Below are 22,184 nucleotides of genomic sequence, written 5' to 3'. Positions count from 1 at the left end.
CGAGCCTCGCGATGGCAGGGACGATTGTCGGCAGCGGAGAGCATCGATGAACGAGCTGTATTCCAGCACGTCGCTGCTGCACATCTTCTTCATCACCATCGTGTTCGGCTGCGGCTGCGCGTGGCTCGCCGGCCGCGCCATCGCGCTGACCTGGCGGCCGATCCCGATGGTGCTGGGCGCCGCGGTGCTGATGGGCCTCGCGGTGCGCTTCGTCCATTTCGCCCTGTTCGGCGAGGCTCTCAACGCGCCGCTGACGCTGGCGATCGAGACCGCGATCCTGTTCGCGGTCGCCCTGCTCGCCTACCGACGCACCCGTGCGCGGCAGATGGTGCAGCAGTACTACTGGCTTTATGAGGCGAGCGGCCCGCTGGGCTGGCGGCCCCGCCAGGACAAGCCTCAGGCGACCGTCTAGGAATCACCGGCCGGTTCGAGACGGTTCAGGGCTCACGCTCCAGACGACACATCGGGAGTTGGCGACATGGCGCTCAAGCGGATGGACAACGTCGGGATCGTCGTCGAAGACCTCGCAGGCGCGATCGCGTTCTTTCTCGAACTCGGCCTCGAACTCGAAGGGCGCGCCACGATCGAAGGGGAATGGGCCGGACGCATCACCGGCCTCGGCAACCAGCAGGTCGAAATCGCCATGATGCGCACACCGGACGGCCACGGCCGGCTCGAACTCTCCCGCTTCATCGCCCCGCCTGTGGTCGCGGACCACCGGAACGCCCCGGTCAATGCTCTCGGCTACCTTCGCGTCATGTTCGCCGTGGACGATCTCGACGAAACGCTCGCACGGCTCCGCACGGGCGGCGCGCAGCTCGTCGGCGACGTCGTCCAGTATCAGGACGCCTATCGGCTCTGCTACATCCGCGGGCCCGAAGGGCTTCTCATCGGCCTCGCCCAGGAACTCAATTGAACGCTCGATTGAACGCAAGACGCCGACGACCGGCGAAGACGGCGGCCGTCCGCACCCCGGGCGCCCGTGGCCGTCCGTCGGCAGGCCGCGCCGCTCGCTGTCGTACGCGCGTCATATCGCCGGCCAGTCCCGATAAACTTTGCGGATGACATTGTCGGCAAATCGGCCAACAATCCCGCCGGTTTTGGCGCGCCTTCGGGGCGTGGCAACCGGGTCTTGCCGCCCTCCACAGGCGCGGCAGCGATAGCAAGGAACATTCCATGACATCCCTGAAAGTTCTCGGTCTGACGCTGGGTGCAGCGCTGGCGCTGACGAGTGCGACCGTGCCCGCCGCAATGGCGCAGGACATCACCGTCGCGGTCGCCTCCTCGATGACCGGCGGCGAAGCCGCGTTCGGCCGCCAGATGCGCAACGGCGCCGAGCTCGCGGTCGCCGACATCAATGCCGCCGGCGGCGTGCTCGGCAAACCGCTCAAGCTCGAGATCGGCGACGATGCCTGCGATCCCAAGCAGGCGCGCTCGGTCGCCGAGAAGCTCGCCAGCATGAAGATCCCGTTCGTTGCCGGCCATTACTGCTCGTCGTCGTCGATTCCGGCGTCGGAGGCCTATGCAGAAGGCAACGTGCTGCAGATCACGCCAGGGTCGACCAACCCTCTGTTCACCGAGCGCAAGCTGTGGAACGTGCTGCGCGTCTGCGGCCGCGACGACCAGCAGGGCGCGATCGCCGCCGACTTCCTGGTCAAGAACTACAAGGGCAAGAACATCGCCATCCTCAACGACAAGTCGACCTACGGCAAAGGCCTCGCCGACGAGACCAAGAAGGCGCTGAACAAGGCCGGTGTTCAGGAGAAGATGTTCGAGTCCTACAACAAGGGCGACCGCGACTTCTCCGCCATCGTGTCGCGGCTGAAGCGCGACAACATCGATATCGTCTATGTCGGCGGCTACCACCAGGAAGCCGGCCTGCTGGTGCGGCAGATGCGCGACCAGGGCCTGCAGACGACGCTGATGGGCGGCGACGCACTCAACGACAAGGAGTTCGCCTCGGTCACTGGCCCGGCCGGCGCCGGCACGCTGTTCACGTTCGGCCCCGACCCGCGCAACAAGCCGACCGCCAAGGCGATCGTCGAGAAGTTCAAGGCCAAGGGCATCGATCCGGAAGGCTACACCCTCTACACCTACGCCGCGTTCCAGGTGTGGTCGCAGGCGGTGGCCAAGGCCGGCACCGCCGACCCGAAGAAGGTCGCCGAGGCGATCAAGGCCGGCAGTTGGGACACCGTGATCGGCACGCTGTCGTTCGACGCCAAGGGCGACATCAAGGCGATCGACTATGTCGTCTACAAGTTCGACGACAAGGGCAACTACGCCGAGCTCAAGGGCTGACAATCGCCCCTGCATTTTTGCACTGCACCAGCCCCGGCTCGCGCGAGCCGGGGCTTTTTGCTGCGACGACGTGCCCGCGCCGGCAGCATGCGTGCCGCAAAAATGGCGGTGACTTGGGGGGCAAATCGGTCAAGACTATCGCCAAGCTTCCCGCGCCGTGGGGGACGGGCATCTTGAGCGAGGACAAGCACATGACACACATCACGCCGTTGAAATTCAGAGCTTTCAGACGCGCCGCCGCCGTGCTCGGCGCGACCGTCGCGCTGCTGGCGACCGCCGCCGCGCCGCCGGCGCTGGCGCAGGACATCACCATCGCGGTCGCCGGTCCGATGACCGGCGCCCAGTCGCCGTTCGGTCGCCAGATGAAGAACGGCGCGGAACTCGCCGTCGCCGATATCAATGCCGCCGGCGGCGTGCTCGGCAAGCAGCTCAAGCTCGACGTCGGCGACGATTCCTGCGATCCCAAGCAGGCGCGCTCCCTCGCCGAGAAATACGCCAGCATGAAGGTGCCGTTCGTCGCCGGCCACTTCTGCTCGTCGTCGTCGATCCCGGCCTCGGAAGCCTACGCCGAGGGCAACGTGCTCCAGATCACCCCGGCCTCCACCAACCCGCTGTTCACCGAGCGCAAGCTGTGGAACGTGCTGCGGATGTGCGGCCGCGACGACCAGCAGGGCACCATCGCCGCCGAATTCCTGGCGAAGAACTTCAAGGGCAAGGCCATCGCCATCCTCAACGACAAGTCGACCTACGGCAAAGGCCTCGCCGACGAGACCAAGAAGGCGCTCAACAAGCTCGGTATCCAGGAGAAGATGTTCGAGTCCTACAACCAGGGCGACAAGGACTTCTCGGCGATCGTCACGCGGCTGAAGCGCGACAACATCGACCTCGTCTATGTCGGCGGCTACCATCAGGAGAGCGGCCTCCTGGTGCGGCAGATGCGCGACCAGGGCCTGCAGACGACGCTGATGGGCGGCGACGCGCTCAACGACAAGGAGTTCGCATCCGTCACCGGCCCGGCCGGCGCCGGCACGCTGTTCACCTTCGGCCCTGACCCCCGCGACAAGCCGACCGCGAAAGCGATCGTCGAGAAGTTCAAGGCCAAGGGCATCGATCCGGAAGGCTACACCCTCTACACCTACGCCGCGATCCAGGTGTGGGCGCAGGCCGTCGCCAAGGCCGGGACCACCGATCCGAAGAAGATCGCCGAGGCCATCAAGGGCGGCGCGTGGGACACCGTGCAGGGCAAGCTGTCGTTCGACATCAAGGGCGATATCAAGGCGATCGACTATGTCGTCTACAAGTTCGACGACAAGGGCAACTACACCCAGATCGCTCCGCCGAAAGGCTCGTGAGAAGCGCGCGCCGCCTCCGGCAGCGCATCGTTCCAATCGAAGCCGGCAGCGCCCGCTGCCGGCTTCGTCGCTGTCATCGCGGAGATCGCCCGGGAGCTTAGTCGCTGATCGGCGTGAACACGGCCTTGAGCGGCACGCCCGGAAGTTGCAGGGCGTTGCCCTCGAAATCGACGATGTCGCCATCGACCCGGCCGCGCATCACCACGGTGACGCGGTCGGAGCCGAACAGCGGCGGGAATTGCGGATCCTCGGTGTGCCGAAGCGTCGAGACGCGGGCGAGGATCTCCTCGCCATTGATCGAATAGCTGCCGACGAATGCGAACCCCGAGTTGCCGCCCCGCATCTTGCCGCCGATCGCATGCATGACGCCGCGCCCCTGGCCGTGGCTGGTGTGGAACTCGACCTTGTAAAGCCCGTCCTTCATCGTGCCCCTCGATCTCGCATCGTCCCTCGAAGCCTAAGCCCCAACAGCCGTACGAACAATCGAGCCGAGTGTTACATTCCCCGGAATGTGAATCTGACGAAAACCGCGCTACGGAATTTGTGGCACGGTCAGCCGAAATTGGCGAGCCCGGGGAATGTCTCGAGCAGCCAGATGCTGACGTTCGACACGGCGCCGGTGAGAAAGGCGATGCCCGTCAGCACCAGCAAGGCCCCCATGACGCGCTCGACCATCGCCAGGTGACGCTTCATGCGGGCGAACACGCTGGAGAACTGTTCCACCGCAAACGCCGCCAGAAGGAAGGGAATGCCAAGGCCGGCGGAATAGACCGCCAGCAGCACCGCGCCCTTGCTGACCGTGGTGGCAGACGCGGCGACCGACAGGATCGCCGCCAGGATCGGCCCGATGCACGGCGTCCAGCCGAACGCGAAGGCAAGGCCCATGACATAGGCGCCCCACAGGCCGACCGGCCTGGGGATCGGCAGCCGGCCCTCGCGCATCAGCAGGCCGATCCGCGTCAGTCCAAGGAAGTGCAGGCCCATGATGATGATCACGATGCCGGCAACGATCGACAATTCCGCTGCCCACGCCCGCACCACCGTGCCGATCAGGCTGGCGCTGGCGCCGAGCGCGACGAACACCGTGGAGAAGCCGAGCACGAACACCAGCGCCGACAGCATCACCGCGCGCTTGGACGCCTTCACCTCCTCGACCGCGACATGCTCGATGGTGGCGCCGGTGAGATACACCAGGTAGGGCGGCACCAGCGGCAGCACGCAGGGTGACAGGAAACTGATGAGGCCAGCGACAAGGGCGGCCGGGAATGTGACGTCGGTGATCATGGTGCTTCATGCCCCAGCCTCCCTTGCCGATGCAACCCCTCCACCGGGCCCGCTCAGGCCGTTGTGATCGGGCCGTGATTGCGACAGGTCGCGCGATTGACCCTGCCGCGCCGATACGGTCATCTCCGCCGGCAGAACGATCCGGGAGCGCCGCCATGAACAACCTTCTCACCGACGTCGACGGCGTCCGCGTCGGCCATGCCGACGATGCCCGCCTCGCCTCCGGCGTGACCGCCGTGCTGTTCGACGAACCGGCGGTCGCGGCCATGGACGTGCGCGGCGGCGGCCCCGGCATTCGCGAGGGCGCCCTGCTCGACGTCGCCAACACCGTCGAACGCATCGACGGCATCGCGCTGTCCGGCGGCTCCGCGTTCGGCCTCGAGGCCGGGGGCGGCGTGCAGGCCAGTCTGGCCGCCCGCGGACGCGGTTTCCGCGTCCGCGACGCCACCATCCCGATCGTGCCCGGCGCCATTATCTTCGATCTGCTCAACGGCGGCGACAAGGCGTGGGGACGGTTTGCCCCCTATCGCGATCTCGGCTACGCCGCCGCGGAAGCCGCCGGCAAGTCGTTCGCACTCGGCAGCGTCGGCGCGGGCCTCGGCGCCACGACGTCGACCCTGAAGGGCGGCCTCGGCTCCGCCTCGGCGATCACTTCCGACGGCGTCACGGTGGCGGCGCTCGCCGTCGTCAACGCGGTCGGCACCGTCACCGTCGGCGACGGCCCGTGGTTCTGGGCGGCGCCGTTCGAGATCGGCGGCGAATTCGGCGGCCGCGGCCTGCCCGACCGCTTCACCCCGGACATGCTGCGTATGCGGCTCAAGGGCGCGCCCGCCGCGACCGCGGTCGAGAACACCACGCTCGCCGTCGTCGTCACCGACGCCGATCTGACCAAGCTGCAGGCCAAGCGTCTTGCGGTGATCGCCCACACCGGATTTGCGCGCGCGATCTATCCGGTGCATGCGCCGCTCGACGGCGACGTGGTGTTCGCGGCGGCCACCGGACGCAAGCCGATCGATCCGCTGTATGGCCTCACCGAACTCGGCGCCGTCGCCGCCAACGTGCTTGCCCGTGCGATCGCGCGCGGTGTCCATGAGGCCACCGCGCTGCCGTTCCCGGACCAGCCGCCGGCCTGGCGCGATCGTTTCAGGGGCTGAGTCGGCGTCGGCACATCTCATGCGTAGCCGATGCGCCATCCGCTCGAATACCTAGCCGTGCGTCACCGCGGTGTGGAAACGCCGCCTTTTCGTCATGGTTTTACCAGCGAGGTTTAAGGTTAGTTTTCCGTTTGCGTTGCTGCACGAGTTGTTCGGACTAAAGCTCCACGCCGCACGAGATCGCATCGTGTAACAGTGGAGAAACGTCATGAAGAAAACGCTTTGTCTGGTCGTTCTCGCGTCGGCTCTCATCAGCGCTCCGGCGTTCGCAGGCCCGCGCGGCCTCGGCGTCAACGCGTCCATTCTCACCGGCCGCGGCGGCATCCTGGGCCTGCTCGACGGCCGCGGCGGACTGGCGATCAACGCCACCGTCGGCACCGGCAAGGGTGGCATTCTCGGCGCGGTGCTCGGCCGCGGCGGACTGCTCGGTGGTCTGCTGGGCGGCGGCTGCGGCTGCGGTCACTGACAGGCCGTCCACGGCCGCGCGGGCGCTCCCCCGCCCGCGCGGTTTTCGTGACGTTCCGCCGGCCTCCGGCGAGCCTCGTCACGATCCCTTCGCGCCCCCCGTCGTCGCCACCGCCGCCTTGTCGTTGCCGGCGAATGGCGAGAAGCGCTTGGTCAGCGACGACGTCACGATCACGGCGTTGGCGCGCTCGCCGGAGATCAGCGTTCCCATCGCATAGGTGACGTCGAGCCCGACCGTGAAATCGTTCGGCAGATCATGCGACACGCCGGCCGCGATGGTGCTGGTGCGCTGCACGAACGGCGAATCCAGGTACTCGATCGACGAGTAACCGAGCGCTCCCGACAGCTTCCAGGTATCGGCCGCCTGCCATGACGCGCGCGCCAGCAAATTGGTGTCGATGGTGATCGGCGAGATCGGAAACGTCGTTTCGTTGGCGCGCCGCGACGCCGACAGCTCGACCGTGAACGGTTTCGGCCGCCAGGTAATATTGGCGTCGAACATCGTGCGGTTGACGTTGCTGAAATCAACGTCGTGCCAGCGCCCGAACAGCTGCGAAACCGAGGCGAACGCCGTCAGATCGTCACTGTTGTATTTGGCGAACAGGAACGGCTCGATGCGCTCGTTGTCGCGGCGATAGCCGAAGTCGTCGAACTCCTGGGCGTAATGCCGAACCGACAGGTTGACCGACGTGCCGATCTCGAACTTGTCGCGGACATACGAGACGCCGGGAATCACGGTGCCGCGCAGGTACTGCTGCGGCGCCGGCAGGAAATCCTGGAAGATCGCGTTGGTCTGATTGAGGCTCGACTGCGCGCCCTCCGCGGTGACGAACACCTTGATGGCATCGACCTTGGCCTCGGCCCGGAACGATTGCACGAGATCCTGCGAGCGCAGGTTGTAGGTGCTGGTGTCGGCGATGGTCGTCGTCGAGCTGAGGTTCAGATTGTCGTCGCCGACCATGCCGCGCAGGATGACCTTGCCGGACAGTGCCGGCGTGACCAGGCGATTGGCGTAGTTGGTGGTGCTGGCCTCGGCGGCGACGCCGACGCTGTAGCCCTCGTCCTTGTGGGCAGCGGCGAGCGCGGTATCGGTGCCGATGAAGGCGCTGCCGCCGACGCCGCTGTAGGTCGAGAATTCCGGGTTGGTGTCGTAGCCGCCACGCAGCTTGAGCGTCGCGATGAAATCGTCGGTGGCGACCGCGGAAGACGTGCGCAGCATTCCGACCAGCAACACCGACACCACGACGAACCGACGCTGCACGTTCGTACTCCTCGCATCCGCCGGACCATTACCGGCCCGCGTGGTTACGAAGAGCTAAATTTGGCAACGAAGTACGGGATCGTGCGGAGGGAGGCGGCGTGTGATTACCGCCGCCTCAAAGCTCACGCGTTGACGGACACGCCCTGCGTGGCCGAAGCGGACAGCGCCTTGGCCTGCCGCTGGATCATCTTCTCGATGAAATTGTACGACGAAGCGGCATTGCTGCTCGCGCTCGCGGTGGCCGCCGTCGTGGTCGAGACCTTCGAGCCGTCGGCATAGCTGATGGTGGTGGTGACCGATCCGTCGGCATTGGTGGTCGACGTCGTGGTCGCGCCCTTCGACGATCCCGCCGAGCCGCTGCCGCCTGCGCCGCCATCGGCATCACCGCCGCCCTGCGCTCCGCCCGCCCCCGCTGCGCCGCCGCTGTGCATGTGATGATGGCCGCCGCGATGCCCCGCGCCCTGCAGCGCCGAGGCGAGTTCGCTCTGGCTCACCGAACCATCGCCATTGGTGTCGAGCTTGGCGAACACGCTGTCGGCGGCCGCGATGTTGGTGCCGCCGGCGCCGAGATCGGCTTCGAACTCTGCCTTGCTGATCTGGCCGTTGCCGTCGTTATCGAGCAGCGAGAACAGGTCCTTCAGCGCAGCGGACGGGCTCTGCGACGATTGCGACGCATTGGCGCCGCCGTTCTGCGCGGCCTGCAGCAGCGCCGCGTAGGTGTCCGACGACAGCACGCCGCTCTGGCTGCTGGTGCCCGTCATGGTCGACGTCGCCGATGATGACGCCGTCGATGCAGACGACGACGAGCCAGTCACGGCATCGAGCAGGCTGGAAATCGGCGACGCCGATGCGCCGGCCGCACCCGTGGATCCGCCGCGCTGCAGCGCCGTCAGCAGATTGACGGCACCGGATGCAGCTCCGATAGCACCCAACATGACTCAAACCCCCAACGCATGACCTCAGACGAGAGCGTCCTCGCCAAGCGTCGAGCAAGTCCCATGCCGGCATTGCCGCAGTTGAAAACGCTGGTCTTTTCCCTGCCGGGCGGCGGCGCACGCCCGGCAACTTCTGCCGCGCATGGCAGAACTTGCCGACCGCACTTCCCGCTTAACCGCGCGCGAGATAGCGCCTGCGCATCGGCTTCAGCACGAAGAACGCCAACAGTGCGGTGATCACGTCCATGGCGATGATCAACGCGAACACCGGCAGCCAGCTGCCACCGGCGACATAGATCATTGCCGCCACCGGCCCGCCGAGCACCGAGCCGATGCCCTGCGCCATGTAGAGGAAGCCATAGTTGGTGGTGGCGTGGCGGGTGCCGAAAGTGTCGGTGAGCGTCGAGGGGAACAGCGAGAAGATCTCGCCCCAGCCGAAGAACACGACACCAGAGAGCAGAACGAACATCGCCGCGTTGTCGCGAAACTGCAGCAGCAGGGCGATCGCGGCGGCCTCGAGCAGGAACGCGATCAGCATGGTGGTCTCGCGACCGATGTGGTCGGACACCCAGCCGAAGAACGGCCGCGTCAACCCGTTGGTGATGCGGTCGAAGGTCAGCGCGAACGGCAGCGCCGCAAGCCCGAGCACGAGCGTGTCGGCGACGCCGAACGATTTGCTGAAGGCGGCGAACTGCGAGATCACCATCAGCCCGCCGGTCGACATCATGGTCATCATGGCGAACATCAGCCAGAACACCGGCGTCTTCAGCATCGCCAGCGGCGGCACGTCCGGCGCGCCGGCCGCGGCCGCGGGCGACGCGGTCTCGACCTCGCCGGCGGCGGGCTCGCGCAGGCCGAGCGCCGCCAGCGCCCCGACCGCCCCGAGGATCAGGCCAAAGGTGACGAGCGTCGGCTGGTAGCCGGCGCTCTTGATCATGCCGTCGATCGGAAAGGTGGTGAGGATGGCGCCGAAGCCATAACCGGCGGCGACCACCCCGGTGGCGAGGCCGCGCCGATCCGGGAACCAGCGCACCATCAGGCCGACGATGCCGACATAGACGATGCCGGTGCCGGCCCCGCACAACAGCCCGTACGTCAGATAAAGGCCCCAGATGCCGTGAATCTGGGCAGAGGCGACCCAGCCGAGGCCACTGAGCAAGCAGCCCGCGGTGATCAGCAGCCGCGCGCCGAACCGCTCCACCAGCCAGCCCTGCAGCGGCGACAGCCAGGTCTGGAGCACGATGAGCAGCGAGAAGGTGACCTGGATCGCCGGCAGGTCGGCACCGGTAGCGCCTTGAAAAGGCTTCACAAACAACGTCCAGACATATTGCGGGCTGCTGATCGCCATCATCGCGACGAGCCCGAGACCCAGCTGGATCCAGCGGGTTTTCGGCAGGTCGGCGGCTAGCGGCTGAGTGATCACGCTCATGGGAAACCTCTCGATGGTCGGGGACCTCATGGGTTCCATCGCAAGCCGTGTGCCAGCTGGCATGCGGCATGGCAGGGTGGCGGAATGCCAGACAAAACCCCGCGCGCGGCAATTTCTTCACTCGCCGGCCGGGCCCGCGCGCATTTTTCTGTCCGCAGGGGAATTTCGGGCCCTCGTGGCCCTGCGATCTGTGCATGTCCGCCCGGCCGCGTTTGCCCCTGCCCGTTCCGCATGTTAGGCGGTGCCGTACCGCAAAAACCCCGGAAATCCGTCGATGTCGTCCCAGCCTGCGGCCCGCCCGCTGATCATCGCGCCATCCATCCTGGCGTCCGATTTCTCCCGTCTCGGCGAGGAAGTCCGCGCCGTCGACCAGGCCGGCGCCGACTGGATCCACATGGACGTGATGGACGGGCATTTCGTGCCCAACATTTCGTACGGCCCCGACGTGATCAAGGCGATGCGGCCGCACACCAAGAAGATCTTCGACACCCACCTGATGATCGCGCCTTGCGATCCCTATCTCGAGGCCTTCGCCAAGGCCGGCTCCGACCACATCATCGTCCATGTCGAGGCCGGGCCGCACCTGCACCGCTCGCTGCAGGCGATCCGCGCGCTCGGCAAGAAGGCCGGCGTATCCCTCAACCCGGCGACGCCAGTGTCGAGCATCGAGCATGTCGTCGACATCCTCGATCTCGTGCTGGTGATGTCGGTCAATCCCGGCTTCGGCGGCCAGGCCTTCATTCCCGCGGCGATCGAGAAGGTGCGCCAGGTGCGCGCGCTGACGGCCGGGCGCCCCATCGACATCGAGGTCGACGGTGGCGTCACGCCGCAGACCGTCGGCGCCATCGCCGCCGCCGGCGCCAATGCCTTCGTCGCCGGCTCCGCGGTGTTCAAGGGCGGCACGGTGGAGGCCTACAAGGCCAACATCGCCGCGATCCGCCATGCCGCCGCCGAGGCGCGCGGCGAGGTCGCGTAAGTTGCGTCCCCATGGCGAGGGGCCGGGCGCAAGCCCGCTGTCCACGCCGTGAGACGGAAAGAGGACGTTCTGCACGGGCCTCATCCTTCGAGACGCGGCCTTGCCGCTCCTCAGGATGAGGATCAGACTACACCCAGGAGTTCACCATGATCCCGCGCTATACCCGCCCCGAAATGGCTTCGATCTGGGAGCCGCAGACCCGCTTCAAGATCTGGTTCGAGATCGAGGCACATGCCGCCGACGCCATGGCCGAGATCGGCGTCATTCCGAAGGACGCGGCGAAGACGATCTGGGCGAATGCGAAGGACGCGGTGTTCAATGTCGCGCGCATCGACGAGATCGAGCGCGAGACCAAGCATGACGTCATCGCGTTCCTGACCCATCTCGCCGAGATCGTCGGCCCCGAGGCGCGCTTCGTGCACCAGGGCATGACGTCGTCGGACGTGCTCGACACCTGCCTCAACGTCCAGCTGGTGCGCGCCGCCGACATCCTGATCGCCGACGTCGACAAGGTGCTGGCCGCGCTCAAGACCCGCGCCTTCGAGCACAAGATGACGCCGACCATCGGCCGCTCGCACGGCATCCATGCCGAGCCGGTGACCTTCGGCCTCAAGCTCGCCTACGCCTATGCCGAGTTCTCGCGCGCGCGCGAGCGTCTCGTCGCCGCCCGCAAGGAGGTCGCGACCTGCGCCATCTCCGGCGCGGTCGGCACCTTCGCGCAGATCGATCCGCGCGTGGAGGAGCATGTCGCCAAAGCCATGGGCCTGGCGCCGGAGCCGGTGTCGACCCAGGTGATCCCGCGCGACCGCCACGCGATGTATTTCGCCGTGCTCGGCGTCGTCGCCTCGTCGGTCGAGCGTCTCGCCACCGAGATCCGCCACCTGCAGCGCACTGAAGTCCTGGAAGCCGAGGAGTTCTTCTCCGAGGGCCAGAAGGGCTCGTCCGCGATGCCGCACAAGCGCAACCCGGTGCTGACCGAAAACCTCACCGGCCTGTCGCGCATGGTGCGCGCCTATGTGACGCCGGCGCTGGAGAACGTCGTGCTGTGGCACGAGCGCGATATCTCGCACTCCTCCGCCGAGCGCATGTTCGGCCCCGACGCCACCGTGACGCTGGACTTCGCGCTCAACCGCCTCGCCGGCGTGATCGAGAAGCTGCTGATCTATCCGCAGAACATGCAGAAGAACCTCGACCGCCTCGGCGGCCTCGTGCATTCGCAGCGCGTGCTGCTGGCGCTGACCCAGAAGGGCGCCAGCCGCGAGGAATCGTACAAGCTGGTGCAGCGCAACGCGATGCCGGTGTGGCGCGGCGAAGGCGACTTCAAGACGCTGCTGAAGAACGACGCCGACGTGAAGACGTACCTGTCGGACGCCGACATCGACGAGAAGTTCGACCTCGGCTACCACCTCAAGCACGTCGACACCATCTTCAAGCGGGTGTTCGGCAACGCCTGAGCGCCTTCCGACGGCGGCTCCGCGCCGCCGTCGCAGGAGGGTCTGCGGCCGGCGCCTACGCGCCGGCGCGATCGCCGAGCATGCGCCTGAACACGCCATCGCGCCTGATGAAATGATGGTAGAGCGCCGCCGTGACGTGCAGCACGATCAGCGCCAGCAGCGCATAGGCGAGATAGATGTGCCAGTCCTCGAACAGCGCCGCATTGGCGCGGTTCTCCGAGGTGAACTGCGGCACGCGGAACAGGCCGAACCAACTGGCATAGTCCGGCTTGTGGGCGCCCGAGTGAGCCCAGCCGAGCAGCGCCACCAGCATGGTGATGAGATAGAGCGCGCCATGGTTGACATGCGCAAGCTGCCGCTCCCAGCGCGGCGTGTCGCCGGACCGCTCCGGCGGCGGGCTGACCGCGCGCCAGATCAGCCGCAGCGCCATCAGCAGCAGGATCGCGTAGCCGATGTCGGCGTGGATCGACCGGTGGAAGAAGCGGTCCGGCCGGGCCGCCATATGGTTCATCCACCAGCCATAGGCGAGCATGCCGATGATGGCGAAGCCCAGGATCCAGTGAAAGGCGCGGGCCACGGAACCCCACGCGGCAGTCGTGTTCTTCATCATCGGATCAAATCGCTGCTGAAAAAGGATCGCCGCCCCCGGCGGACAGACGACAAGCCACAGCCCGGAGCAGCCGGCAAGCCGTGGAGCTGGAGCCGTCATTTTGAATCGTTCCAAATCGACGCTTGAAGGCCGCAGAAGGCGGCGGAACAACGGCAGTTCGCCGCCGCGCCGGACAACCCTGCGCCGCGCTATGACAACTGTCTCGTAACCCGGCTTCGGCTACAATGGGCCCGTGTCCAGCGCGCCCCATATCCTCGTGTTCGATTCCGGTCTCGGCGGCCTCACGGTCTACAGGGAGATCGTCAAGGCGCGCCCTGACGCCGCCTATACCTATGTCGCCGACGACGCCTTCTTCCCCTACGGCCATCATACCGAGGACGAGATCGTCGGCCGTGTCGTGCCAGTGGTCGGCGAACTCATCGCCCGGCATGCGCCGGATGTGGTGGTCATCGCCTGCAACACCGCCTCGACCCTGGTGATGCCGCACCTGCGTGCGGCCTATGCGACGCCGTTCGTCGGCACCGTGCCGGCAATTAAGCCGGCCTGCGCCTCGTCCCGCACCCGCCGCGTCTCGGTGCTCGGCACCCGCGGCACCGTCCGCCGCGAATACACCCAGAGCCTGATCCGCGACTTCGCCGGCGACTGCGAGGTCACCCTGGTCGGCGCCGCCCATCTCCCGGCACTGGCCGAAGCCGTCCTGAACGGCGATGCGGTCACCGACGCCGCCATCGCCTCCGAGGTCGCGCCGTGCTTCCGCGACGGGCCGGCCCGCACCGACACCGTGGTGCTGGCCTGCACCCATTTTCCGCTGCTGCTCGACCGCCTGGAGCAGCTGGCGCCGTGGCCCGTGGACTGGATCGACCCTGCCCCGGCCATCGCCCGCCGCACCGCCGACCTGCTGGCGAAGACCGCGCCTGCTGGCGCCACTCGTCCGGCCCTTCCCTCGCGCTTCTTGTTCACCTCCGGCAAGGCGCCCTCGCCTCCGCTCGCGCGGGCGCTGGCGCCGCTGTTCGATCAGGCCGTCGCCGCCGCCTGATCTCCGTGCTCCCCGCTCGACGGGACCGCGCGCCGCGCCTCCGCGGCCTTGCCCGGCAGCGAAACGCGCTGCTAGCCTTCTGCCCGCATGAAATGGCAGGGAGGCACACCAATGCGGAAGACATTGCTGATCGGACTGGCCGTCGTAACGGCCGTGGCGGCGACGAGCATCGCCATGGCGCAGCAGGGCGGCATCAAGCGCACCCCGCTGCAGAAGGTCGAATTCCCCGACGGCTACAACACCGTCACCGGGATCGCCGAGATCCAGCCCGGCGGCACCGCCGGCCGGCACACCCATCCCGGCATCGAGACCGGCTATATCCTGGAGGGCGAAGCCGACCTCGTCATCGAGGGCCAGCCGGACAAGCATCTCAAGGCGGGCGATTCCTATGCCATTCCGGCCGGCGTGGTGCATGACGCCAAGGTCCATGGCGACAAGGCGCTGAAGGTGCTCGGCATCTACATCGTCGACAAGACCAAGCCGCTGGCGACCCCGGCGCCCTGAGGCCGGTTCCCGCGCTCCCAAAGGGGCGATTCCCGGCCGAAAAAGCCGCCAAAGCCGCTGATTTCGCTCGATTTTGGCGGGTTTCGGGACCGGTTTCGGTTGACCCTGTCCGGCTTTTCTCCTAAACACCCCCTGCTCGCGGGCCGTTTCGGCCCGCGAAGCGTTTCGCGACCCGTGGTCCGCTTCCATCGCTTTTGGAGGCCGGCCTGTCGGCACAGGGCTTTCAGCCCGGTGCACAGGAGGGCGCGATCCTCAAAATCCTTGAACCAACGCATCATGAGGACGCGATGACAAAGCGCAGTGAGTCGAAGTACAAAATCGATCGCCGTATGGGCCAGAACATCTGGGGCCGCCCGAAGAGCCCCGTCAACAAGCGCGAATACGGCCCCGGCCAGCACGGCCAGCGCCGCAAGGGCAAGCTCTCCGACTTCGGCGTGCAGCTGCGCGCCAAGCAGAAGCTCAAGGGCTACTACGCCAACATTTCCGAGCGCCAGTTCCACGCGATCTACGTCGAGGCGACCCGTCTGAAGGGCGACTCCGGCGAGAACCTGATCGGCCTGCTCGAGCGCCGCCTCGACACCGTGGTGTACCGCTCCAAGTTCGTCTCCACCATGTTCGCGGCCCGTCAGTTCATCAACCACGGCCACATCAAGGTGAACGGCAAGCGCGTCAACATCGCCAGCTACAAGGTCAAGGTCGGCGACGTCATCGAGGTCAAGGACGCGTCCAAGCAGCTCGCCATCGTGCTCGAGGCCAACCAGCTCGCCGAGCGTGACGTGCCTGATTTCATCGACGTCGATCACAACAAGCAGACCGCGACCTTCGCCCGTATCCCGGGCCTGTCGGAAGTGCCGTTCCCGGTGCAGATGGAACCGCACCTGATCGTCGAATTCTACTCGCGCTAAGCGCGAACGATCCGGATCGAAGCAAGGCCCCGGTTTCGCCGGGGCCTTTTTTCTTGGCTGGCCGGCCGCGCAGTGCGCGCCCCCGCCCGCTTGATCGCTCGGCCGCCTTCACGCTAAGCATGCCGCTGCGCCGCCCCGTCGGCCGCGCAGATGCGAGCATCGCCATGGCCTATACGCCCCTCGCGCAGGATGCGCACCTGCCACCGATCCGCATCAACCTGCTGTCGGATACCCAGACCCGTCCGACGCCCGCGATGCGCGAGGCGATGGCGCGCGCCGAGGTCGGCGACGAGCAGCTCGGTCTCGATCCCACCGTCAACGCCCTGTGCGAACGCGTCGCCGCCCTGCTCGGCAAGGAAGCGGCGGTGTTCATGCCGAGCGGCACCATGTGCAACGTCGCCGCGCTGCTCGCCCACGCCCGCCCCGGCGACGAGGTCATCGCCCACGAGACCGCGCACATCCTGACCAGCGAAGGCGGCGCCCATGCCGCGTTCGGCGGCCTGCAGATCCTGCCGCTGCAGGGCCCGCGCGGCCAGTTCACGACCGCAGCGCTGCAGGCGGCGCTGCGCACGCCGTCGCGCTACGCGCCGCGCCAGCGCGTCGTCAGCGCCGAGCAGACCGCCAACATCGGCGGCGGCACCGTCTGGCCGCACGACGAGCTCGCGGCGGTGGCGCGCCTCGCACAGGCCCAGGGGCTTGCCACCCATCTCGACGGCGCGCGGCTGCTCAACGCCTGCGTCGCCACCGGCATCGCCGCCCACGACATGGCCACGCACTGGGATTCGGCGTGGATCGATTTCACCAAGGGCCTCGGGGCGCCGCTCGGCGCGGCGCTGGCCGGCTCCCGCGACTTCATCGACGAGATCTGGCGCATCAAGCAGCGTCTCGGCGGGGCCATGCGCCAGGCCGGCCTGTGCGCCGCAGGCTGTCTGCATGCGCTCGACCATCACGTCGGCCGCCTCGCCGACGACCATGAGCTCGCCCGCCGCCTCGCCAGCGGCCTTGCGCAGATCCCCGGCTTTCATGTCGAGGCGCCGGAAACCAACCTCGTGTTTTTCGACAGCACCGCGAGCGGCCTGCCGCCGCAACAGCTGATCAACGCGTTGCGCCGGCACGGCATCCTGATGGCCCTGCTCGGCGGCCGCATTCGCGCCTGCACCCATCTCGACGTCACCCGGGCGATGGTCGAGGAGACGCTCGACGTCATCCGCACCCTGGTGCGCGAGGAGACCTGACGCGGCGAGGCGTGAAAACGCCCTACGGTTCGAGCGCCTCGTAGATCATCTTCTTGAGCTCCTGGTGGATGCGGCCGCGCTGCGACGGCGACTGCACCATGAACACCACGAACATGTCGTTCTTCGGGTCGACGAAGAAGTAGGTGCCGCCGGCGCCGTCCCACTTGAACTCGCCGATCGAGCCCGGCGGATCGCGGTCGCCGCGATCGATGCGCACGCCGAAGCCGAGGCCGTAGCCGAAGCCGTCGCCTGGAAAATAGAACGGCCCCTTGCGCACCTGCGTCGCCGGCGCGATGTGGTTGGTGGTCATGTTGCGGAACGCGGCTTCGCTCATGTAGCGACGACCATCGAGTTCGCCGCCATTGGCAAGCATCTGGGCGAAGCGCGCATAGTCGGTGACCGTCGACACCATACCGCTGCCGCCCGCCTCCCATGTCGTCGGCTGGCGAACGTCGCGCTCCAGCGCCGCAACGAACGTCTTGTCGTTGGGCAGGGGTTCGGCGATCAGCGGAAATCTGGCCGGATCGGCGACATAGTAAGCCGTGTCCGTCATGCCGAGCGGATCGAGCAGCATCGCCTTCTCGGTCTCGTACAGCGACTTGCCGCTGATCACCTCGATGACGCGCCCCATCACGTCCATGGAATGGCCGTAGTCCCAGATCGTGCCCGGCTGCACCTCCAGCGGCAGCTTCGCGATACGGTCCGCGAAGGTGGCGTTGGTCAGTTCGGGCCGGAACAGGTTGGCCTCGCGATAGGCCTTGCGCACCAGCGTGTCGCCGTAGAAGCCGTAGGTGATCCCCGACGACTGCCGCAGCAGATCCTCGATGGTGACGGGACGATCCGGTGGCACGAGGTCGAGCTTCGCCGTGCCGTCCGGCTGCCTGGTTTCGACGCCGACTTTGACGTCCGCGAACGAAGGGATGTACTTCGACAGGGGATCATCGAGCTTCATCTTGCCCTGGTCGATCAGCATCACCGCGGTGACCGCGGTGATCGGCTTCGACATCGAGAAGATGCGGAAGATGGTGTCAGGGCTCATCGGCAGCCTGGTGGTGACGTCGCGCACCCCGAAGCTCTTGAGATAGACCGGCTTGCCATGGCGCTGGATCAGCACGATGGCGCCGGGGATCTTGCCCGACGACACCTCGTTGTCGAAATAGCTGTCGATCTTGCCAAGGCCGGCGGCCGAGAAGCCGGCGGTGGAACCGGACGGCGCCTCCGCGAGGACCGGCCCCGCCAGCAGCGCCACCACAACCGTCACGACAAACGAGATCACGCGCCGCCGCATTCGCCGCCGCTCCTCCAGTTGCAACCTCCCGGCCCGCAGGGGGCCGATGCAAAGGATACCGGCGCAGCGAGAGAACGCAAGAAGCGCGCGCCCCGGCGCAGCCGCGCGGCGTCAGCGAATCCCCAGAAGGCGCTGGAAGACGGTGCCGCCGAGATAGCGCGGGAAGACGATGAAGTAGAGAACGATGGCCGCGAACAGCACGAACGCGGGTCCGCCGCTCAGCTTGAAGCCGCCGTCCGTCAGGCCGCCGGTGAGGTAGCCGATCACGAAACCACCGCCGATGAAGACCAGCAGGAAATCGAGGATCGCGGCGAACACCTTGCGCCATGTCGAAACGGGTTTGGTCGTCGTGGTGGTTTCAGTCATGCCTCAGCTCTCCCTGCCCCGATCGCATCAATGCGCCGGCCGCGACCGCGCGCCGTGATGCCGATCGTTCCTCGGACACGATTGGAAACAGGACTCGTCGCGTCCAGCCGCCCGCGAGTGGAGCAGTTGCCCGCCGCCCTGTCATCCGCAATCTCGGCGGCGTGTGCCGGCAACCGGCTGCTACTTCTCGAACGCACCGTAGATCAGGCTTTTGAGCGCCGATTCGATCGGGCCGCGCTGGGTCGGCGTCTGCACCATCAGCAGCACCACCATGTCCTCCTGCCGATCGATCCAGAAATAGGTCCCGGCGGCGCCGCCCCAATCGACCTGGCCGACCGAGCCGGCCCACGGGCTGACACCCGCATCGGTGCGCACGGCAAAGCCGAGACCGAAGCCGAACCCCGCGCCGGGATAGTAGAACAGCCACGGCCTGACGCCGGCCGCGGGCCCGATGCTGTCCGCCAGCATGAAGTCGACCATGCGCGGGCTGAGGTAGCGGCGGCCGTTCAGCGTGCCGCCGTTGAGCAGCATCTGGAAGAAGCGCGCCAGATCCGCCGTGGTCGACACCATGCCGCTGCCGCCGGATTCCCAGCGCTTGCGGATGCGCGGGTTCTCGTGCACCGGATCGCTCGGCAGCGGCTCGGCGACCTTGTCCTGCTGGGCCGGCTCGGTGACATAGAAGCCGGTGCCGGTCATGCCGAGGGGACCGAACAGGCGGTCCTGCTCGAACTCGCGCAGCGACTGGCCGGAGACCACCTCGATGACCCGCGCCAGCACGTCGAAGGAATAGCCGTAGGCCCAGGTCGTGCCCGGCTGATAGGCGAGCGGCAGCTTCGCGATGCGACGGGCAAACTCGGCGTTGTCGAAATCGCCGGCGAGGATGTCGGCATCGATGTGGTTCTGCTTGATCGGGCCGAACACGACATAGTCGTAGACGATGCCGGACGAATGGCGCAGCAGGTCCTGGATGGTGATCGGCCGCTGCGCCGGCACGAGATCGAGCACCGCCTGACCATCGGCGCCGGTGCGCTCGACGCCGACCTTCATGTCGGCGAACTCGGGAATGTACTTCGACAGGGGATCGTCGAGCGACAGCCTGCCCTCCTCGACCAGCATCATCGCCGCCACGGCGGTGATCGGCTTCGACATCGAGTACAGACGGAAGATGGTGTCCGTCGTCATCGGCCGGCGGGTGGTGACGTCGCGTACGCCGAACGTCTTGAGGTAGGCCGGCTTGCCATGGCGCTGGATCATGACGATCGCGCCGGGGATCCTGCCGTCCGTGACCTGCTGGCGGAAATAGGCGGTGATGCGATCGAGCCGCTGCTGCGACAGCCTCAGTCCGTCCGCGCAGGCGCAGCCGGCCCATCCGACGATCAGCGCCGTGGCGACAGCCGCAGCCCGCATCAGGCGGCGCGACGCCGCCTCACTTCTCGAACGCGCCATAGACGATGTTTTTCAGCGCCGAGCGCAGACGGTTACGGTTGACGATGGTCTGCGCCATGAACACAACGAACATGTCTTCCTTCGGATCGATCCAGAACGTCGTGCCGCCGACGCCCGACCACGACATCTCGCCGACGCTGCCGGGCAGCGGTGCGACGCCGACCTCGGTGCGCACCGCAAAGCCGAGCCCGAAGCCGAAGCCCGGCCCCGGCAGATAATACGGCCCGGGCACGATGCCGGGGCCGAGATGGTTGGCGCCCATGAACGCCACCGTCTTCGGGCTGAGATAGCGCTTGCCGTCGAGCGCGCCGCCATTGAGCAGCATGCGGGCGAAGCGGGCGTAATCACCGATGGTCGACACCATGCCGCCACCGCCCGACTCCCACTTCTGCGGCACGCGCGGATCGTTCATCTCGGCATCGTTGCCGATATGGCGGTCGTTCGGAAACGGCTCGGCGACCAGCCCCTGCTTCGCCTTGTCGGTGACGTAGAAGCCGGTGTCCTTCATGCCGAGCGGATCCAGCAGCCGCTCCTTCTCGAATTGATAGAGCGACTTGCCGGACACCACCTCGATCACCCGTCCCAGGATGTCGGTGGAATGGCTGTAGTCCCAGGTCGAGCCCGGCTGGTAGGCGAGCGGCAGCTTCGCAATGCGCTCGGCGAACTCGGCATTGTCGAAATCGCCGGAGAACACATGGGCGTCGACATACATCTTCTTGACCGCGCCGACGCCGAAGAAGCCGTAGGTGATGCCGGAGGTGTGGCGCAGCAGGTCCTGGATCATGATCGGGCGCAGCGGCGCGACGAGATCGACCACCGGCTTGCCATCCTCGCCCTTCTTTTCGACGGCGACCTTCACATTGGCGAAGGCAGGAATGTACTTGCCGAGGGGATCGTCGAGGGAGAGCTTGCCCTCCTCCACCAGCATCATCGCCGCCACCGAGGTGATCGGCTTCGACATCGAGTAGATGCGGTAGATGGTGTCGGCGGTCACCGGCGCCTTCGTCGCCGGGTCGCGCACGCCGACGAGATCGACATAGGCGAGCTTGCCCTTGCGCTCGATCAGCACCGCCGCGCCCGGCAGGCGCTGCGCGGCGATCTCGCCCTTGAGATAGCTGTCGATACGCTGAAGCCGCTCGCGCGACAGACCGGCGGCTTCCGGAGCGAGGCGCGGCGCGACATCCGCCCGCGCGGCCGGGCCGGCCAGCAGGAGCAGCACCGCTGCCAGTGGCAGCAGACCTTTGTACAGCATCGTCATCTGGTGAAGCTCCCCGAATCCCGGTCTGTCGCCCAAGTTTGACCAGAAGTGTATCGACCGTGGATGACGGCGCAAGCAAAGCGGCGAGGCGCCCATCACACGCGCCATGGCGACGTCGCGACCGCGGTGCAGCAACCGTCAGCCGCACCGCAAGCGTATCCGCGCCGCGCAACTTTCACCAAGACCTCGCCGCGCGATCCGTTCGATGGTGCGCGCGACCGGCGCGGCCCGAGGGAGGCCGTGGCCATGCGAGGCAGCGATGGGACGAGGCGACCGCGAACGTCACGCAACGAAGTGCGAGGGGACCGCACATCGGGCGCGGCGGGCCGAAGCCACCGCCCAAAAGCATCGGGCCGCGCCGCGATGGTCGATCGCGACACGGCCCGGACAATGCGACGTCAGACGTCGAAAGCGCGGCTCAGCCCGCAGCCTGATGCAGCGTCACGCCCTTGTCGGTGAACAGCTGCTGCAGCTCGCCGGCCTGGAACATCTCGCGGACGATGTCGCAGCCACCGACGAACTCGCCCTTGACGTAGAGCTGAGGAATGGTCGGCCAGTTCGAATAGTCCTTGATGCCGTTGCGCAGGTCGGACGATTCGAGGACGTTGAGGCCTTTGTAGGGAACGCCGATGTGGTCGAGAATCTGGACCACCTGGCCCGAGAAACCACATTGCGGGAACTGCGGCGTGCCCTTCATGAACAGCACGACGTCGTTCGACTTCACTTCGTTATCGATGAATTGCTCGATGCTCATGATCTCGTCCTTGTGCGCCGGGACCAACGGACCGGCCTACTGACTGATATATGTAGCAAAAACGCCTCCGCCGCCCAAATGTTTTCCCGGCCGCGGGGGCTTCGCATGGCTGCCCCGCCCCCACCTGTCCCCCAAAAGATCGCAGGGCCGCCCCTTCCCTTACCGGCGCCACCT

23 protein-coding genes are annotated in these 22,184 nt (G+C 66.9%); 12 read left to right on the top strand and 11 right to left on the bottom strand.

Features of this window, described 5'->3' with window-relative positions:
- Positions 1 to 46 precede the first annotated feature (46 nt).
- The 4 genes from JQ639_RS32615 (at position 47) to JQ639_RS32600 (ending at position 3,650) form a co-directional block, all read left to right on the top strand.
- Positions 47 to 412, top strand: a complete 366-nt coding sequence (locus JQ639_RS32615) for a DUF6867 family protein (RefSeq protein ID WP_211964208.1) — start codon at positions 47 to 49, stop codon at positions 410 to 412.
- A gap of 66 nt (positions 413 to 478) precedes the next feature.
- Positions 479 to 916 (top strand): VOC family protein, encoded by a 438-nt coding sequence (locus JQ639_RS32610; RefSeq protein ID WP_211964206.1) that lies wholly within the window; start codon positions 479 to 481, stop codon positions 914 to 916.
- 260 nt (positions 917 to 1,176) lie between these two features.
- Complete coding sequence (locus JQ639_RS32605) at positions 1,177 to 2,298, top strand: branched-chain amino acid ABC transporter substrate-binding protein (RefSeq protein WP_211964204.1); 1,122 nt, start codon at positions 1,177 to 1,179, stop codon at positions 2,296 to 2,298.
- 191 nt (positions 2,299 to 2,489) lie between these two features.
- Complete coding sequence (locus JQ639_RS32600; RefSeq protein WP_211964203.1) at positions 2,490 to 3,650, top strand: branched-chain amino acid ABC transporter substrate-binding protein; 1,161 nt, start codon at positions 2,490 to 2,492, stop codon at positions 3,648 to 3,650.
- 97 nt (positions 3,651 to 3,747) lie between these two features.
- On the opposite strand, the gene JQ639_RS32595 is transcribed toward JQ639_RS32600, so the two are convergent.
- Both JQ639_RS32595 and JQ639_RS32590 read right to left on the bottom strand, forming a co-directional pair.
- Complete coding sequence (locus JQ639_RS32595) at positions 3,748 to 4,074, bottom strand: GrlR family regulatory protein (protein ID WP_211964202.1); 327 nt, start codon at positions 4,072 to 4,074, stop codon at positions 3,748 to 3,750.
- Positions 4,075 to 4,202: 128 nt separating this feature from the next.
- Positions 4,203 to 4,934, bottom strand: coding sequence for a cytochrome c biogenesis CcdA family protein (locus JQ639_RS32590; protein WP_211964201.1), 732 nt, complete (start codon positions 4,932 to 4,934; stop codon positions 4,203 to 4,205).
- A 155-nt stretch (positions 4,935 to 5,089) separates the two neighbouring features.
- On the opposite strand from JQ639_RS32590, the gene JQ639_RS32585 reads away from it, so the two are divergent.
- Together JQ639_RS32585 and JQ639_RS32580 are read left to right on the top strand one after the other, a co-directional pair.
- Complete coding sequence (locus JQ639_RS32585; RefSeq protein WP_211964200.1) at positions 5,090 to 6,088, top strand: P1 family peptidase; 999 nt, start codon at positions 5,090 to 5,092, stop codon at positions 6,086 to 6,088.
- Between the two features lie 208 nt (positions 6,089 to 6,296).
- Positions 6,297 to 6,554, top strand: coding sequence for a hypothetical protein (locus JQ639_RS32580; protein ID WP_211964199.1), 258 nt, complete (start codon positions 6,297 to 6,299; stop codon positions 6,552 to 6,554).
- Positions 6,555 to 6,632: 78 nt separating this feature from the next.
- On the opposite strand, the gene JQ639_RS32575 is transcribed toward JQ639_RS32580, so the two are convergent.
- The 3 genes from JQ639_RS32575 to oxlT form a co-directional block, all read right to left on the bottom strand.
- Entirely contained in the window at positions 6,633 to 7,772 is a 1,140-nt protein-coding gene (locus JQ639_RS32575; protein WP_211965074.1) for a porin family protein, read from the bottom strand.
- Between the two features lie 164 nt (positions 7,773 to 7,936).
- Positions 7,937 to 8,749, bottom strand: coding sequence for an EF-hand domain-containing protein (locus JQ639_RS32570; protein WP_211964197.1), 813 nt, complete (start codon positions 8,747 to 8,749; stop codon positions 7,937 to 7,939).
- Between the two features lie 172 nt (positions 8,750 to 8,921).
- On the bottom strand, positions 8,922 to 10,178 hold the full coding sequence (gene oxlT / locus JQ639_RS32565; RefSeq protein WP_211964196.1) for an oxalate/formate MFS antiporter: 1,257 nt from the start codon (positions 10,176 to 10,178) through the stop codon (positions 8,922 to 8,924).
- Positions 10,179 to 10,452: 274 nt separating this feature from the next.
- Between oxlT and rpe the strand changes: the two genes are divergently transcribed.
- Positions 10,453 to 11,154, top strand: a complete 702-nt coding sequence (rpe, locus tag JQ639_RS32560; RefSeq protein WP_211964194.1) for a ribulose-phosphate 3-epimerase — start codon at positions 10,453 to 10,455, stop codon at positions 11,152 to 11,154.
- A 146-nt stretch (positions 11,155 to 11,300) separates the two neighbouring features.
- Positions 11,301 to 12,608, top strand: coding sequence for an adenylosuccinate lyase (gene purB, locus JQ639_RS32555; protein WP_211964191.1), 1,308 nt, complete (start codon positions 11,301 to 11,303; stop codon positions 12,606 to 12,608).
- Between the two features lie 55 nt (positions 12,609 to 12,663).
- Here the strand turns inward: purB and JQ639_RS32550 are convergent, their stop codons facing one another.
- Positions 12,664 to 13,218, bottom strand: a complete 555-nt coding sequence (locus JQ639_RS32550) for a cytochrome b (protein ID WP_211964190.1) — start codon at positions 13,216 to 13,218, stop codon at positions 12,664 to 12,666.
- A gap of 232 nt (positions 13,219 to 13,450) precedes the next feature.
- Here JQ639_RS32550 and murI point away from each other — a divergent pair, with 232 nt between their 5' ends.
- From murI to JQ639_RS32530, 4 genes are all read left to right on the top strand, one after another.
- Positions 13,451 to 14,254: a glutamate racemase gene (murI, locus tag JQ639_RS32545; RefSeq protein ID WP_211964188.1), complete on the top strand. Its 804-nt coding sequence runs from the start codon at positions 13,451 to 13,453 to the stop codon at positions 14,252 to 14,254.
- 111 nt (positions 14,255 to 14,365) lie between these two features.
- A complete protein-coding gene (locus JQ639_RS32540; RefSeq protein WP_211964186.1) occupies positions 14,366 to 14,758 on the top strand; it encodes a cupin domain-containing protein in 393 nt (130 codons plus the stop codon).
- 287 nt (positions 14,759 to 15,045) lie between these two features.
- Positions 15,046 to 15,663 carry a 30S ribosomal protein S4 gene (gene rpsD, locus JQ639_RS32535; RefSeq protein WP_211964183.1) on the top strand — a complete coding sequence of 206 codons (618 nt, stop codon included), beginning with the start codon at positions 15,046 to 15,048 and terminating at the stop codon, positions 15,661 to 15,663.
- A 164-nt stretch (positions 15,664 to 15,827) separates the two neighbouring features.
- The gene (locus JQ639_RS32530) at positions 15,828 to 16,898 is read left to right on the top strand and encodes a threonine aldolase family protein (RefSeq protein WP_211964181.1); all 1,071 of its coding nucleotides are present in this window, start codon (positions 15,828 to 15,830) and stop codon (positions 16,896 to 16,898) included.
- 22 nt (positions 16,899 to 16,920) lie between these two features.
- Here the strand turns inward: JQ639_RS32530 and JQ639_RS32525 are convergent, their stop codons facing one another.
- From JQ639_RS32525 to grxD, 5 genes are all read right to left on the bottom strand, one after another.
- Positions 16,921 to 18,186, bottom strand: coding sequence for a serine hydrolase domain-containing protein (locus JQ639_RS32525; RefSeq protein ID WP_211964179.1), 1,266 nt, complete (start codon positions 18,184 to 18,186; stop codon positions 16,921 to 16,923).
- Between the two features lie 111 nt (positions 18,187 to 18,297).
- Entirely contained in the window at positions 18,298 to 18,552 is a 255-nt protein-coding gene (locus JQ639_RS32520) for an RDD family protein (RefSeq protein WP_211964177.1), read from the bottom strand.
- Positions 18,553 to 18,732: 180 nt separating this feature from the next.
- A complete protein-coding gene (locus JQ639_RS32515) occupies positions 18,733 to 19,998 on the bottom strand; it encodes a serine hydrolase domain-containing protein (RefSeq protein WP_211964176.1) in 1,266 nt (421 codons plus the stop codon).
- Complete coding sequence (locus JQ639_RS32510; protein ID WP_371745023.1) at positions 19,979 to 21,250, bottom strand: serine hydrolase domain-containing protein; 1,272 nt, start codon at positions 21,248 to 21,250, stop codon at positions 19,979 to 19,981. Before JQ639_RS32510 ends, JQ639_RS32515 begins: the two co-directional genes overlap by 20 nt.
- Before the next feature lie 424 nt (positions 21,251 to 21,674).
- A complete protein-coding gene (gene grxD / locus JQ639_RS32505) occupies positions 21,675 to 22,010 on the bottom strand; it encodes a Grx4 family monothiol glutaredoxin (protein WP_211964174.1) in 336 nt (111 codons plus the stop codon).
- Positions 22,011 to 22,184: the final 174 nt, after the last annotated feature.

This window comes from Bradyrhizobium sp. U87765 SZCCT0048, from assembly GCF_018131225.1.
Taxonomy (GTDB): Bacteria; Pseudomonadota; Alphaproteobacteria; order Rhizobiales; family Xanthobacteraceae; genus Bradyrhizobium_A.
Note: the sequence above shows the minus strand (reverse complement) of the source record. Positions and strands in the feature narration are given on the sequence as shown.

Bases quoted from the DNA above. Each gene is read 5' to 3' on its own strand.
- JQ639_RS32605 (WP_211964204.1), top strand. From the start codon at position 1,177: ATGACATCCCTGAAAGTTCTCGGTCTGACGCTGGGTGCAGCGCTGGCG.
- purB (WP_211964191.1), top strand. From the start codon at position 11,301: ATGATCCCGCGCTATACCCGCCCCGAAATGGCTTCGATCTGGGAGCCG.
- JQ639_RS32595 (WP_211964202.1), bottom strand. From the start codon at position 4,074: ATGAAGGACGGGCTTTACAAGGTCGAGTTCCACACCAGCCACGGCCAG.
- JQ639_RS32575 (WP_211965074.1), bottom strand. From the start codon at position 7,772: ATGCTGCGCACGTCTTCCGCGGTCGCCACCGACGATTTCATCGCGACG.
- JQ639_RS32530 (WP_211964181.1), top strand. From the start codon at position 15,828: ATGGCCTATACGCCCCTCGCGCAGGATGCGCACCTGCCACCGATCCGC.
- JQ639_RS32550 (WP_211964190.1), bottom strand. From the start codon at position 13,218: ATGATGAAGAACACGACTGCCGCGTGGGGTTCCGTGGCCCGCGCCTTT.
- JQ639_RS32525 (WP_211964179.1), bottom strand. From the start codon at position 18,186: ATGCGGCGGCGCGTGATCTCGTTTGTCGTGACGGTTGTGGTGGCGCTG.
- JQ639_RS32520 (WP_211964177.1), bottom strand. From the start codon at position 18,552: ATGACTGAAACCACCACGACGACCAAACCCGTTTCGACATGGCGCAAG.
- oxlT (WP_211964196.1), bottom strand. From the start codon at position 10,178: ATGAGCGTGATCACTCAGCCGCTAGCCGCCGACCTGCCGAAAACCCGC.
- rpe (WP_211964194.1), top strand. From the start codon at position 10,453: ATGTCGTCCCAGCCTGCGGCCCGCCCGCTGATCATCGCGCCATCCATC.
- JQ639_RS32590 (WP_211964201.1), bottom strand. From the start codon at position 4,934: ATGATCACCGACGTCACATTCCCGGCCGCCCTTGTCGCTGGCCTCATC.
- JQ639_RS32580 (WP_211964199.1), top strand. From the start codon at position 6,297: ATGAAGAAAACGCTTTGTCTGGTCGTTCTCGCGTCGGCTCTCATCAGC.
- JQ639_RS32570 (WP_211964197.1), bottom strand. From the start codon at position 8,749: ATGTTGGGTGCTATCGGAGCTGCATCCGGTGCCGTCAATCTGCTGACG.
- rpsD (WP_211964183.1), top strand. From the start codon at position 15,046: ATGACAAAGCGCAGTGAGTCGAAGTACAAAATCGATCGCCGTATGGGC.
- grxD (WP_211964174.1), bottom strand. From the start codon at position 22,010: ATGAGCATCGAGCAATTCATCGATAACGAAGTGAAGTCGAACGACGTC.
- JQ639_RS32540 (WP_211964186.1), top strand. From the start codon at position 14,366: ATGCGGAAGACATTGCTGATCGGACTGGCCGTCGTAACGGCCGTGGCG.
- JQ639_RS32515 (WP_211964176.1), bottom strand. From the start codon at position 19,998: ATGGCGCGTTCGAGAAGTGAGGCGGCGTCGCGCCGCCTGATGCGGGCT.
- JQ639_RS32610 (WP_211964206.1), top strand. From the start codon at position 479: ATGGCGCTCAAGCGGATGGACAACGTCGGGATCGTCGTCGAAGACCTC.
- JQ639_RS32510 (WP_371745023.1), bottom strand. From the start codon at position 21,250: ATGCTGTACAAAGGTCTGCTGCCACTGGCAGCGGTGCTGCTCCTGCTG.
- JQ639_RS32585 (WP_211964200.1), top strand. From the start codon at position 5,090: ATGAACAACCTTCTCACCGACGTCGACGGCGTCCGCGTCGGCCATGCC.
- JQ639_RS32615 (WP_211964208.1), top strand. From the start codon at position 47: ATGAACGAGCTGTATTCCAGCACGTCGCTGCTGCACATCTTCTTCATC.
- JQ639_RS32600 (WP_211964203.1), top strand. From the start codon at position 2,490: ATGACACACATCACGCCGTTGAAATTCAGAGCTTTCAGACGCGCCGCC.